Origin of the sequence: Sinorhizobium medicae, assembly GCF_007827695.1 — a bacterium.
Taxonomy (GTDB): domain Bacteria; phylum Pseudomonadota; class Alphaproteobacteria; order Rhizobiales; family Rhizobiaceae; genus Sinorhizobium; species Sinorhizobium medicae.
The window spans coordinates 176,614-189,375 of the sequence record NZ_VITA01000010.1; the positions used below are offsets into that span (position 1 = coordinate 176,614).

The 12,762-nt window shown below is 62.3% G+C and carries 10 protein-coding genes and 2 pseudogenes; 4 read left to right on the plus strand and 8 right to left on the minus strand.

Annotated features, from left to right (window positions below; genetic code table 11):
* Positions 1-48: 48 nt before the first annotated feature.
* The 7 genes and pseudogenes from FB009_RS18605 to FB009_RS18635 form a co-directional block, all read right to left on the minus strand.
* Positions 49-948 carry an SDR family oxidoreductase gene (locus FB009_RS18605; protein ID WP_011969394.1) on the minus strand — a complete coding sequence of 300 codons (900 nt, stop codon included), beginning with the start codon at positions 946-948 and terminating at the stop codon, positions 49-51.
* A 220-nt stretch (positions 949-1,168) separates the two neighbouring features.
* Positions 1,169-1,315 (minus strand): annotated as a pseudogene (locus FB009_RS18610) (iron chelate uptake ABC transporter family permease subunit); the annotation flags it as partial.
* A gap of 24 nt (positions 1,316-1,339) precedes the next feature.
* On the minus strand, positions 1,340-1,564 hold the full coding sequence (locus tag FB009_RS18615) for a DUF2218 domain-containing protein (RefSeq protein ID WP_011969392.1): 225 nt from the start codon (positions 1,562-1,564) through the stop codon (positions 1,340-1,342).
* A 335-nt stretch (positions 1,565-1,899) separates the two neighbouring features.
* Positions 1,900-2,700 (minus strand): inositol monophosphatase family protein, encoded by an 801-nt coding sequence (locus FB009_RS18620; protein ID WP_011969391.1) that lies wholly within the window; start codon positions 2,698-2,700, stop codon positions 1,900-1,902.
* A 53-nt stretch (positions 2,701-2,753) separates the two neighbouring features.
* On the minus strand, positions 2,754-3,815 hold the full coding sequence (locus FB009_RS18625) for an ABC transporter ATP-binding protein (RefSeq protein WP_011969390.1): 1,062 nt from the start codon (positions 3,813-3,815) through the stop codon (positions 2,754-2,756).
* Positions 3,812-6,040 (minus strand): ABC transporter permease, encoded by a 2,229-nt coding sequence (locus tag FB009_RS18630; RefSeq protein WP_011969389.1) that lies wholly within the window; start codon positions 6,038-6,040, stop codon positions 3,812-3,814. Before FB009_RS18630 ends, FB009_RS18625 begins: the two co-directional genes overlap by 4 nt.
* Positions 6,041-6,217: 177 nt before the next feature.
* Positions 6,218-7,246: an ABC transporter substrate-binding protein gene (locus FB009_RS18635; protein ID WP_011969388.1), complete on the minus strand. Its 1,029-nt coding sequence runs from the start codon at positions 7,244-7,246 to the stop codon at positions 6,218-6,220.
* Between the two features lie 181 nt (positions 7,247-7,427).
* On the opposite strand from FB009_RS18635, the gene FB009_RS18640 reads away from it, so the two are divergent.
* Positions 7,428-8,435: a LacI family DNA-binding transcriptional regulator gene (locus FB009_RS18640; protein WP_011969387.1), complete on the plus strand. Its 1,008-nt coding sequence runs from the start codon at positions 7,428-7,430 to the stop codon at positions 8,433-8,435.
* A 518-nt stretch (positions 8,436-8,953) separates the two neighbouring features.
* Here the strand turns inward: FB009_RS18640 and FB009_RS18645 are convergent.
* A complete protein-coding gene (locus FB009_RS18645; RefSeq protein ID WP_011969386.1) occupies positions 8,954-9,646 on the minus strand; it encodes a TetR/AcrR family transcriptional regulator in 693 nt (230 codons plus the stop codon).
* A gap of 136 nt (positions 9,647-9,782) precedes the next feature.
* Here FB009_RS18645 and FB009_RS18650 point away from each other — a divergent pair, with 136 nt between their 5' ends.
* The 3 genes and pseudogenes from FB009_RS18650 to FB009_RS18660 all read left to right on the plus strand — a co-directional run bounded on the left by FB009_RS18650 (position 9,783) and on the right by FB009_RS18660 (position 12,728).
* Complete coding sequence (locus FB009_RS18650) at positions 9,783-10,805, plus strand: efflux RND transporter periplasmic adaptor subunit (protein ID WP_018209542.1); 1,023 nt, start codon at positions 9,783-9,785, stop codon at positions 10,803-10,805.
* A 5-nt stretch (positions 10,806-10,810) separates the two neighbouring features.
* Positions 10,811-12,051 (plus strand): annotated as a pseudogene (locus FB009_RS18655) (ABC transporter permease).
* Positions 12,048-12,728 carry an ABC transporter ATP-binding protein gene (locus tag FB009_RS18660; protein WP_011969383.1) on the plus strand — a complete coding sequence of 227 codons (681 nt, stop codon included), beginning with the start codon at positions 12,048-12,050 and terminating at the stop codon, positions 12,726-12,728. Before FB009_RS18655 ends, FB009_RS18660 begins: the two are co-directional and overlap by 4 nt.
* Positions 12,729-12,762: the final 34 nt, after the last annotated feature.

Sequence of the window (12,762 nt, forward strand, 5' to 3'; positions counted from 1 at the left end):
GGGACGCCGAATCCCCGGTCAAGGGCGCAGCCGCTCGGCCTAAAGGCGTCAACCCTTGGCCCGGCGTCCTCCACTGACCTCGGTTCCATCCTGAACCGGGCTATGCACTGCACCGGGAGAGTTTGTAGCCGGTGGGGCGCCCATCTGCGTCTTGTGCATCATGCGTGCCATCACCGCATCGGCAGCGCCTGGTAGGAACCGCTTCGCCGCAATCTTGATCGCCCCGTCCCATCCGACGATATCCTCGTTGCTCGGATCGCGTGCCGCGGCCAGGATCGCATCGGCTACGTTCTCGGGATCGTGCAACGGCGTCGGCGGCCGGACCTCGTGCCCGCTATAGTTTGCCACGTGATCGAAGAAAGGCGTGTCATGGGCCGTCGGCATGATCGCGCATATGTGGATGTTCTCCTGCCCCGCCTGCTTAACCTCCTGCCGCAGCGAATCGCAGAGGCCGATCACCCCGTGCTTGGACGCGGTGTAGGCGGCGTAATATGGCACGGTTTCTCTGCCGAGTTCGGAGGCTATGTTGATCAGGATGCCTGATCCTTGCTGTCGAAACTGGCGGTAGGCATGAAAGCTGCCGTAAAGCGTGCCGAGCAGGTTGGTTTCGACGACTTTGGCCTGATCTTCGAGCGGGATGTCCTCAAATGGGCCGATAGCACCGACGCCGGCATTGTTCACCCATATGTCTATGCGGCCGTACTCGGCGAGTGCGGCGGAGGCAAGCCTGGCGACCCTCTCTCTGTCGCTGACATCGGCCTCGATCGCCAGCGCCGGAGCGCCGAGTGAACGGCATTCCCGCGCAAGCTCATCCAGGAGATTTCCTCGTCGGGCGGCGAGCACCAGCGAGCAGCCCTCCCGGGCAAAGCGCCGCGCTGCGCCCTTTCCGAAGCCACTTGAAGCGCCTGTGATTACGACTACTTTGCCGCTCAAGTCTTGCCGCGCCATGACACGGTCCTTTCATGATTGAGGGCTACTCAATTTTTGCGCGTCCATTGAGATGCGCGCTTGGTAGCGACGCCTTGCATCCCAACCGTCCCGCCGGCCCTCTGTTCCAGAGTTCTCGCACGGCGGCATCCAACCGTGCCGACACCGTAGCCGCTCGGGACACGGCACCTCAGGCCGCCGCTAAGCGCCACCCAGGAAATGTGCCCGCAGATTGTCTCCCGAACGGAATGATGCCGACCACAACGACGGTCAGTGCCGAGATAACCGATACGATGACCAGGCCGAGCTGCAGGGTGCGCTGATAATTGGGCCCCAGCCCGATACTGACATCGCGGCCGAGCGACAGCACCGTCAAGCGATCGGCGGCCATTATTGTGTTCTTCCCGTCGTCCTAGAAATCGGTCCAGTGAAGCGGTCCCGCGTTCTCGCGAAACGCAGGAGGTGGCCTTCGATGACGTGCTTGGACTTGCGCGAGGTCGGCGTCGTCGGCCGACACGACACGGATGTGCAAGCCGTCCGGGGCTGACTTGAGATAACCCGTTCCGCAGGAAAAACGCAGTTCGGCGCAGTCATCGACCTGCTCTACGGCGATCTTATGCGCAAAATGCTTGCACAACTGAAGGAGGTATTTTCCACCGGTCTCCGTCAGAAAAGTGTTGCCCCTTCACGCATCTTATTCTCCCAATTGACATCATTCGGATGCGGCGTCACTAGCACAGACGTATAAAGTTGTCTCTTCAATCATGTTTGTTTTGCGGAAATCGGCACAAGATTTCGTGCCGGCCGCCTTGGGCAACGGGGGCGCGGGAATAGGGTGCTGAAGCACGATTGCTGTAGGTAGGCTCGACCTGGAGCGGGATGAGGAAAACCGCGCACGCTTTTCCTCGTCCTGCTCTGCGCGAGCGCTCCCCGAACGCCGGCGGGCAGATGCCCCAGAACCAGAAGCGCGTGTCAGATGCCTGCAAGCTTTCTCAGGTCCTCGACTGCGCCGGGTGCCGCGGCAAGCACCGCTGCACCCTTGGTCAGCCCTTCGCCATCGGTGGGGAAGGGCAGGTACCAGCCTCCCGCTTCCTTGACCAGGCAATAGCCGGCGAGGCAATCCCACGCGTGCATATAGGGCTCGTAGTAGCCTACAAGGCGGCCGGCCGCGACATAGGCCAGCATGAGTGCGCCGGAACCGTTGCGAATGAAGGTGCCGCCGGCTTCCAGAAGATTTTCGACCATCTTTCCGACGAAGGCGGGTTTTACGTAGTTGTTGGCGCCAAGCCCGGTCACGTGGTTGCGAATGGTCCGGGAGCCATCGATCGCGAGCGTCTTGCCGTTTAGGCGTGCGCCAAGCCCGAGTGCCGCCGCATAGAGTTCACCGTAGCACGGTGCGGCGATGACTCCCACCACCGCTACGCCGGCATGGACAAGGGCGATGGAGACGCACCAGTTGGGCATGCCGTTGACGAACGGGCTGGTGCCGTCGATCGGATCGACCGCCCATGTGAAGCCCGAACTGCCGGGAACAAGGCCATACTCCTCGCCGAGCACGCCATCTTCCGGGTAGGCTTCCGCGATCCGGTCGCGGATCAGTGTTTCGACCTCCCGGTCGGCGATGGAAACCAGGTCCTGGGGATCGCGCTTCGTTTCTATGATCAGCGTCTCGCGGCGCGTGAAATATTCGAGCGCCACGGCGCCTGCCTCGCGCGCGATGGTTTCGGCCAATGCCAGGCGGGCTTCCAGCCCGGGAACGACGTGAGATGTCATCAGGAATTCCTTGGTTGCGAAATGTTGAGGGATCGCTCTGTCATGATCTCGGGTCAGCCGCTGATGACGGCGATGCCGCGCTCCTTGAAGGCGATTGCCACGTTCGTTTGCGGCGCAAGTGCGCGCTCCACTGCTGTATCGACGACGAAAAGCGTGCCTGCGGCGGTCTTGACCTCGTACTCGACATGGTCGCCGAGATAGGCCGTGTGGGTGATCTCGCCTGAGAAGCTGCCGCCGGTTGCCGCCTCGAGCGCGATCGCGTTCGGGCGGACCGCGAGCTTCGCCGGACCGGGACGCATGCCGCGGCCGCGCACGCGATGCGTCAGCTGCTCCACGCGGACCGTGGCCTCGTGGCCGTCCACGTGGATGACGTCGCAGGCGACGACATTCGCCTCCCCCATAAAATCGGCGATGAAGGCCGAGGCAGGCGTCTCGTAAAGTTCGCGCGGCGCACCCTCCTGGGCGATGTTCCCGTCCTTCATGACGATGATGCGGTCTGAGACGGCAAGCGCTTCGTCCTGGTCGTGCGTGACGTAGACGGCCGTGAAACCCAGTCGCTGCTGCAGCTCGCGGATTTCGGTTCGGACGCGGCGCCTCAGCCTCGCATCGAGATTTGATAGCGGCTCGTCAAGGAGCAGAACCTGAGGCTCCAGTACCAGCGCACGCGCAACGGCGACGCGCTGCTGCTGTCCGCCGGAGAGCTCCGCCGGCAGGCGCTGACCCATGCCGGGAAGGCCAACGAGCGCCAGTCCCTCTTCGGCTCTCTGCCGCGCCTCATTGCGCTTAATTCCGGAGGACTCGAGGCCGTAGGCGACGTTGTCGAGGGCATTCATATGCGGGAAGAGCGCGTAGGACTGGAAGACCATCGACACGTCGCGTTCGTTTGCGGGCAGCATCGTGACATCCTTGCCGCCGATCAGAATGCGCCCCGATGTCGGATGCTCGAGGCCCGCGAGCATACGGAGCGTCGTCGTCTTGCCGCAGCCGGATGGTCCGAGCAGCGTCACGAGCGTACCCGGTTCGATGGTCAGCGACAGATCGGGAATGGCGGTAAAGACACCGAATTGCTTTCGCACGTTCCGGAAGACGACGGAACCGGGAGCCACGATGGTCATGCGGTTTTCTCCTGGGGAAGAGGAACGGGTACGCCGGCAACGGCCTGGATCCGGTTTTCGCGCCGAAGCCTCCGTTCGCCGACGATAAGCTGGAAGCCGGCAATGACCGCAATCATCACTACGATCAGCATGGAGGAATAGGCGATCGCCACACCGTATTCGCCGTTCTCGACCAGCCCGACGATGTAAGCCGTCGCCATGTTGTACTCGGCGCTGACCAGGAAAATCACCGCGCTTATCGAAGTGATCGCGCGCACGAACGAGTAGACGAGGGCTGCCGTGATCGCCGGCCGCAGCAGCGGCAGTATGACCTTGCGGATGGTGCGGAAGCTATCGGCCCTGAGCGTCAGCGACGCCTCGTCGAGGCTTCGGTCGAGCTGGCTCATCGCAGCCACCCCGCCGCGGACGCCGACCGGCATGTTGCGGAAGACGAAGCAGGCGACAAGGATCAGCGCGCTGCCGGTCATTTCAAGGGGCGGCAGGTTGAAAGCCATTATATAACTGATGCCGATGACGGTCCCGGGAATGGCGAAGCTCATCATCAGGGCGAATTCGAACAGTTCCCTTCCGGCAAACTTCTGACGCACGATCAGATAGGCGGTAAGAAGGCCGACGGCTGCCGTCAGCGGGGCCGAAATCAGGGCGATCTCCATGGTCGTCCAAAAGGAATTCCAGGCAACCCCCGTCCAGGCGATGCCGCCGTCGCGAAGCTCGACGGAGAATGCCTTGGCGTAATGTGCGAGCGTAAGCGAGTTGTCCAGCCCCCAGGTCTTGACGAAGCCGCCGACGAGAATCATGCCGTAAACGACGAGGGTGAAGAGCGCCCACGGGATGACCAGGACATGCACCGCGATCGAAACCGTGCGAGGCAGGGCAGCGTGAGCGCCGCTGTCGCCCTTGCCGGTGACCGTGGCGTAGCTCTTTCCCGAAAGCCAGAAGCGCTGTGCCAGGAAGGCCGTGAGCGTGAAACACAGGAGGATGATGGCGAGCACCGCGGCACGGGAGGGATCGTTCTGCGAGCCCACGACAGCGAAGAAGATCTCCGTCGAAAGCACGCCGTGGCTGCCGCCAAGGACAAGCGGGTTGCCGAAATCGGCCATGCTTTCGATGAAGCCGATGAGGAATGCATTGGCCAGCCCCGGTTTCATCAGCGGCAGCGAAATGCGCCAGAAGGTCCGCCAGCGGTTCGCCCTCAACGTTTGCGAGGCTTCTTCCATCGAGGGGCTGACGCCCTCGACGACGCCGATCAGCACCAGGAAGGAGATGGGGGTGAAGGACAGAACCTGTGCAATCCAGATGCCGGTCAGCCCATAGAGCCAGCGGCCGGGCTCGACCCCGATCAGCGTCGACATGGCTTCGGTGATGACGCCGGAGCGGCCGAAGAGCAGCGTGAGCGCTAGACCGACCACGAAGGGGGGCGTGATGATCGGCAGCACCGTGAGAAGCCTGAGGCTCCGCTTGTAGGGGAATGCCGTGCGGGTCGCGAGCAGCGCGAAGGCGAGCCCGAGGATGGTCGAGCCGCCGGCGGTCATCACCGCCAGCCAGAACGTCCGCCAGGCAATGCCGCAGCGCCGGCCGCCGATCACGCAGTCAAGGCTCCAGATCGACGGGTCGACTATATTGCGGCTGAAGCCCTCGGGGTTGAAGGACCCGTCAAAATCCTGGAAGGCGCCGACCAGCATGCTGCCGACAGGGTAGAAGACGAAGACGGCGACGAGAAAGACAAGCAGCGAGATGGACGCAACCGCGAAGGCGTCGCCCTTCATCACGCCCCGCTCGGCGAGTCCGAAGGCGAAAATAAAGACGAAGACGAGCGCGGCAAGCACGGCTCCGGCGCCCATCGGGGGCTGACCGTCCGCAAGCGTGCCCAACATCGCCTCGCTGATCGTCCAGTTCCAGCCGGATAAACCGATGGCGAGGCCCTGAAGAGCCATGATCACGATACCGGCGGCGCCCGCCCAGGCGAGGAGGCTTCCTCGTCGCGCCGCATCGCCAATGAAACGAACGGAGAGGGCGGCGAGAACGGCAAGAGCCGGAAGCACCAGCCACCATTTGCCAAAGGCGGCAATCTGAAGGAAACCCGGCGCGACCGCCGGTTCGACGGGGAAGCCGGATAGCCAACCGAATCCGAAGAATCCGCCGTCGATCCTGTACCAGGGAAAGATGGTGAAGGCTGCGAGCCCGAGAGCCAGCACGATATCCAGTCTACGATTGTGCGTTTTCATGAAAACTTCGTCCGGTGCCGCAGTGTCACGATGAGCTCGCCCGGCATGCAGGCGAACGGATGATTGCTGCCGTCGGAGGGGGCGCGATGCGATCGGACCTGCACAGCGCTGAATTTTGCGGGCGTCGAGCCGGCGGATTTCCGCCAGCTCGACCGTGCCGCGGCTGAAAGGCGCGGATCAGTTCGCGGCCGCGCCGATCTCCCGGTCCCACCGCTCCAGGAGCTCCTTGCGCTTGGCCGGATCGCCATAGGTCTTGAAGTCGTAGTCAATCAGCTTGATGTCTTCGAACTTCGGGGCCTCCTCGGGCACCTTGGCCGTCTTGTTCGAAGGAAGCTGGAACGATTTCGCCTCCTTCATGCTGGACTGCACGTCGGCGGAGAGAGCCCAGTCATACCATTTCTTGGCATTGTCGAGGTTTTTTGCGCCCTTGATGATCGACATCGAGCCGATTTCGTAGCCGGTGCCTTCGCACGGCGCCACCGACTTTACCGGAAACCCTTCGACCGTCTGCGCCACAGCATCATGCATGAATACGATGCCGATTGCGGTCTCTCCCCGTGCTGCGGCTTTCACCGGTGCGGAGCCGGATTTCGTATATTGCGAGACGTTCGCGTTCAGCTTCTTCAGGTAATCGAAAGCCTCTTCCTCACCCATGATCTGGACGAGAGTCGCGAGCGCGGTATAGGCGGTTCCGGAAGAGTTGGGATTGGCGATTTGCACTTCGCCCTTGAAGGAGGGATCGAGCAGATCCGCCCAGCATTTCGGCTCCTTCAGGTTCTTCTGCTTGAGGATCTCGGTGTTGTATCCCCAGCCGAGTGCGCCGGCATATACGCCGACCGTGCGATAGCCGGCGCTCTCGGCCTGCTTCACCGCCCATTCGTGTAATTCGCCGAGCATCGGCGACTTGTACTCGACCGTCAGCCCCTCCGAAGCGGCCTGCAGATGGGGATCACCCGTCCCGGCCCACCAGATGTCAGTCTTGGGGTTGCGCGCCTCGGCCCGGATCTTCGCGTAGGTTTCGCCCGAAGAGAGGCGCACCATGTTGACGGAGACGCCGGACTTCTTTTCGAAGGCGCCCTTCATCTGTTCGCAGATCACCACATCGGCCGAACAGATCAGATTGAGATTTCCATCGGCCTTCGCCGAATAGGCAAAAAACGTCGCGCCCGCGGCGAGCGCTGCCGCGGCCAGTTTAACCAAACCCATTGGTTTCCTCCCAGATTGTGCCGGCGCCTCCTTGCCGGGCGCCGTTGTTGCAAGCGCGTGCAAATGCTGCACGAGGATGACGAGGGTGTCAACAAATTTGTAAGGTATCGAACGCCGCGACCGCGTTGCACGCAATTGCAAAATGGTGCAAACCTGCGTGCAGGATGGAAGCGAGGTCGCGATGCCGCAGAAGCCGTTTGTCAGCGCACAGGAAGTCGCAGAGCGTGCGGGCGTGTCACGCTCAGCCGTCTCCCGCACATTCACGCCCGGCGCGAGCGTCTCGCCGGAAACCCGAAGGAGGGTGGTAGAGGCTGCGGAAGCGCTCGGCTATCATGTCAATCATCTCGCGCGCGGGCTGATGCGCAACGAGAGCGGCATCGTCTGCCTTATCGTTTCGGAGATGAGTACCCCCTACCGCGCCAACCTGATCCGCGCAATGACGCAGCAATTGCAGAACGCCGGTAAGATCGCGATGCTGATCAATACCGACCGTTCCGACGGCAGCGTCGATCTCGCGCTGCGCCAGGCGATCCGGTACCGCGCCGATGCATCGATCATCCTGTCCGGCATGCCCGACAGGTCGATTACGCAGCTTTGCCTCAAGAACGGCCAGCGCCTCGTGCTCATCAATCGCGACGACGACCAGCAGGGGCCGCTTCGCATCAATCTCGATGACGCGGAAGCGGCCGGCCGGGTCGTCACCGCTTTCGTGCGTGCCGGCTGCCGGCGGCTCGCTTTTGCGAATTCGCAGGCGGGCACCCCGAGCCTGATGGCGCGCGAGCACGGCTTCGTGGCGGCGGCGAAAACGATGGGACTCCCGGTTCGGGTCGAGCGCCACGGACCGACGGATTACGAAAGCGGCCGCGTTCTGGCGCAGCGCCTGCTGACGCTGAGCGAACGTCCCGATGCGGTCTTCTGTGCCACGGATCTTCTGGCCTGCGGCTTCATGGATGCCGCTCGCCACCAGTTCCGGGTCGCCATTCCGGACCAGCTCTGTGTCGTGGGCTTCGACGACATAGAGCAGGCAGCCTGGTCCTCGTATGACCTGACGACGTTCGCGCAACCGGTCGAGATGATCGCCCGGGAGGCCGTGGCTTGGCTTGTAAACGAGAGCGGCCAGGCGGCGGGCGACGACTCGGTCCGCTTCCAACCGAATCTGGTCTGGCGCTCATCCGTTCGGGGAGGGTAAGTCCAACTTCCGTGGATAGATCGTCGAGGCGGAAGGCGTCATCATCGCCAGTAAACGAAGTATTCACGGAGTCGCTTTGCCGAATACCCCTAATTTGTTACTGGTCCTTATAATACGTTCGTGTAATATCCGTTCTGCACCGACACATCCTCTAGCATCGCTATGGCTTGCAATGGGCTATGCGGGGGACTGTATTGCCGTGTCCGTGCTGACTTTCAAAGCTGGTGGGAAATGAATGGGGCCCTGGCCGGCACAGGCCAGGGCCTTTTTTTGAACGAGCCCCGGCTTGGCCGAGGCATCGAGCTGCGAAGGGGTCGTCAGACCGTTTTGCCGGCGGCAGAGGTCTCAGCCCCGGCGAGGCCAGTCGCTGAAGCGCCCGACCCCTAACCGTCCTCCCCCGTCTGAGACGGCTACTCATGGACTAGCACAGGCAAGGCTTCGCCTCTACTGATCCATCAGGGCTACCGCCGGTGGATATCGGGGAAAATCCAGAGAGCGATGGAGAAGATCATCGTTTTCTAGACGGTGGCTTCCAAAAACGCGCGCGCGAAGCCCGGTTCGGTTATCTCGATCGCTCCTTCAGGAATTTTCAACAGTCTTTCGACGGCAAGCCCGTATGTGCGCATCCAGCCATCCAATATACGCGCCGCGCCGTCCAGGTCTCCGGCTTCTGTCTGCTGCAGAGCCCGATGCATGGTCTTGGCGACACCGAGCCGCAAATTAAGCAGCATCAGTGCGGTGGCTTCCGGATCGGGTGCATCGAGGCTCCCTTCTTTGTGGCCCCGCTCTAGAAGCCCGGTCAAATATGGGAGCGTCACCGCGCTGACCGCCGCGTCGATACGGTGGTAGAGAACGATATTCTCCGGTTTGAAAAGTGCGTTGAACGTATTCTTCAACTGTGGCGCCATTTCCACTTTCAGGCGCCGCGATCCGGCGAAAAGCGCGTTCAACTGGCCGACCGCATCGAGGGTGGGATCCTCGAAAAGAGCCTGCAGTTCCTTCAGGCTCTGGTGCGCCATGCGCGAGGCGACCGCCTCGAGCAGTGCCTCCTTCGACACGAAGTAGTGGTAGAACGCCCCCTTTGAGACATTCGCCTCCCGGATGACGTCGTTAACGGTCGTGTTCTCGTATCCCTGCTCAAAGAAGAGCCGCTGCGCGCACTCGATGAGCTCATTCGTTCTGACATCAGGTGATTTCTTGACACGTGGCATAAGTTTTTCCTGGAGCGGAGAAGTATGTTCTACACGTATCGGCACGATGCGCGAAGCCCGTCCGTGCCATCATAGACCGACGGTCGGTCTAATGCTATTGTCATGAGAAGAGGTGGTGAGAACTCAGGAGTAGCAGGTGCGGTCGAAGCAGCAGATGAGGCGATATGTGGTGGCTGTTGCTGCAGCCGCCGCTGTCGGTGCCGCGGCTTTTTGGTATGCCCTACGGCCGGTGCCCCTTTCAGTCGTGGCCCCAAAGCGTGGTGATGCCGCGGAGATAGTCTATGCCAGCGGCGTTGTAGAGCCCCGCGTCTGGGCCAAGGTAACGTCGACCGTGCGCGAGCGGATCGTCGAGCAGTGCAACTGCGAAGGCGAACGTGTGGAGACGGGCGACGCGCTCGCGCGGTTGGACGACACGGAGGCGCAGGCGATACTGGGCGAACTGCAGGCACGCTTGTCTCTTGCGCAAGAAGAATATCGGCGCAAGCTCGCTTTGGCCGAAAGAAATACGATCAGCGAGCAGACGGTGGACCGGGCGCGCACCGACGTTGCTCAATTGGAAGCCTTGATAGCCGGCCAGGAGGCACGGCTCGCGGCCTACGTACTGCGCGCGCCCAGTGCCGGACGAGTGCTTCGGCAGGATGGAGAGATCGGCGAAGTGGCCGAACTCGGGACCGTTCTCTTCTGGGTCGGCGAGCCGCGGCCGCTGATCGTCGAAGCCGAGGTCAACGAGGAAGATATTCCCCGCGTCGAGGTTGGACAGAAGGCCTATCTTCGCTCCGATGCCTTCCCGGAGCGCGCACTTGAGGCGGTTGTCGACAGCATTACGCCGAAGGGGGATCCTGTGACGAAGACCTACCGTGTTCGTCTGGGTCTGCCGGAGGACACGCCGCTCAGAATCGGCATGTCGACCGATGTGAACATCGTGGTCCGGCTGTCGCGCAACGCACTGATCATTCCTGCGGCGGCGGTGAGCGGCACGAAAGTCGCGGTGGTCAAAAGCAGGAAGGCGATGCTGCGCGAGATCAAGACAGGCATCCGGGGCACGAACGGCGTCGAAGTCCTCTCCGGCCTTGAGGAATCGGAGCGAATAATCTCGCCCTTGCCCCCTGATCTTGCCGACGGCACGCGGGTGGATGTGGTGCGAACAGAGGCGAAATGAGTGCCATGCGGCTGATCTTCGACATCGCCCTGACGCATGTCGCCGGCCGCGGTCGCCAGACCCTGGTTGCGGTGATCGGCGTGGCCGTCGGCGTGGGTTTCTCGATCGCGATGGCGGCGCTGATGCAAGGCGGGCAAGACGATTTCGTGCGCCAGCTCGTCGACACGATGCCGCATGTCGACGTGACCGATGAACAACGTACGGCGCGGCGGCAGCCGGCGGAAGACCTCTTCGAAGCCGTTGCCATATCAGGGCTGAGGCCGCGGGACGACCGACGCGGCATCATCAATCCGACAAAAGCGGTCTCCTGGCTGGAGGAGTGGATGCCGGGCAGGCTTGCCGCGGTGCTCAACGTGCAAGGCGTCATCCGCTACTCCGGCCGCGAAGTCGGCGCCGTGGTGATCGGCATCGAGCCGGAGAAAGAAATGAGGGTCTCGCCCATCGTCGAGGATTTCGAGTCGGGCAGTTTCTCCGCCCTAGCGGCCGGCGGCAACAACGTCGTGATCGGCGACACCATGGCCTCGAGGCTGGGAGCCGCGCTCGGCGATACGATCACTGCCATATCGTCGGAAGGCCGCGCCCGCAATTTCAAGATAGTCGGCCTTTTTCATACAGGTACTACCGCACGTGACGAAGGCGAGGGCTATGTCCTGCTGAAGAACGCTCAAATCCTGTCCAACAGGCCGAACGCAATCAACGAGATCCGCATCAAGCTCGACGACCCGAATGCCGCGCCTTCGATCGCGCATCGCGTGGAGGTCGAACTTGGTTACAAGGCTGTCGCCTGGCAGGAGGCAAACGAGTCCATTCTCGAGGCGCTCGTCGTGCGCAATGTGATCATGTACACCGTTGTCGCCGCGATCATGCTGGTCGCGGGCTTCGGCATTTTCAACATCGTGTCTACCATTACGCACGAGAAGGCGCGCGACATCGCGATCATGAAGTCGCTGGGCTTTTCTGAAACCGACATGCGCCGTCTGTTCGTCATCGAGGGGCTGGCGATCGGCATTGCCGGTTCTCTTCTCGGCTGGACACTCGGATTTGCGATAACCTAGCGCTTTCCCAGGTCCGTTTCGAAATCGCCGCGACCGGGCAGGAGATGACCAGGCTGCCGATTGCATGGAGCGTTCTTCACTACGGCATAGCGACAGGCTTCGCCCTTGCGTCGGCAGCCGTCGCAGGCTATCTGCCCGCCCGCCGCGCCGCCCGTGTTAATCCGGTGGACATCATAAGGGGAGCGACATGAGCCCACTCATCGAGGCACATGGCCTCACGCGTATCCTGCAAGAGACGGTTCCGGTAACGCTGGTGAAGGACATCGACCTCACGATAGGAGAGGGCGAGTTCGTAGCCGTTACCGGCCTCTCCGGATCGGGAAAGTCGTCGCTCCTCTACCTGCTGGGGCTACTCGACCGCCCGACGCGAGGCATGCTCCGCGTCCGCGGCCGGGACACCGAGCCTATGAGCGAGACGAGCCGGGCGGAAACCCGCCTTTCCACGATGGGGTTCGTTTTCCAGTTCCATTTCCTGCTGCCGGAGTTCACCGCCCGCGAAAACGTCGAGATCCCTATGCGTAAGGTCGCCCGTCTCGGCCGCGACGAAATGCGGGCGCGGGCGACGGAGCTTCTGTCCTCGCTCGGCCTCGTCGATCATCTCGACAAGCGGCCGGATCAGCTCTCGGGCGGCCAGCGCCAGCGTGTGGCGGTCGCGCGGGCGCTTGCCAACGATCCGCCGCTGATCCTGGCCGACGAACCGACCGGAAGCCTCGACAGCACGAGTTCGGAGCAGGTGTTTGCAATCCTCGACGGTCTGGTCCGCGAACGCGGCAAGACGGTCGTCGCCGTGACGCATGATTTCGGCATGGCCGCGCGCATGGACCGCAGAATCCACCTTGTGGACGGCGAGGTCAGCAAGGAAGAATAGCTTGCACGACTCATAGCCGAACGGCGCGGGGCGG

Excerpts from the sequence above, each read along its gene's own strand:
- FB009_RS18635 (WP_011969388.1), bottom strand. The coding sequence starts at position 7,246 with ATGGGTTTGGTTAAACTGGCCGCGGCAGCGCTCGCCGCGGGCGCGACG.
- FB009_RS18645 (WP_011969386.1), bottom strand. The coding sequence starts at position 9,646 with ATGCCACGTGTCAAGAAATCACCTGATGTCAGAACGAATGAGCTCATC.
- FB009_RS18620 (WP_011969391.1), bottom strand. The coding sequence starts at position 2,700 with ATGACATCTCACGTCGTTCCCGGGCTGGAAGCCCGCCTGGCATTGGCC.
- FB009_RS18660 (WP_011969383.1), top strand. The coding sequence starts at position 12,048 with ATGAGCCCACTCATCGAGGCACATGGCCTCACGCGTATCCTGCAAGAG.
- FB009_RS18640 (WP_011969387.1), top strand. The coding sequence starts at position 7,428 with ATGCCGCAGAAGCCGTTTGTCAGCGCACAGGAAGTCGCAGAGCGTGCG.
- FB009_RS18605 (WP_011969394.1), bottom strand. The coding sequence starts at position 948 with ATGGCGCGGCAAGACTTGAGCGGCAAAGTAGTCGTAATCACAGGCGCT.
- FB009_RS18630 (WP_011969389.1), bottom strand. The coding sequence starts at position 6,040 with ATGAAAACGCACAATCGTAGACTGGATATCGTGCTGGCTCTCGGGCTC.
- FB009_RS18625 (WP_011969390.1), bottom strand. The coding sequence starts at position 3,815 with ATGACCATCGTGGCTCCCGGTTCCGTCGTCTTCCGGAACGTGCGAAAG.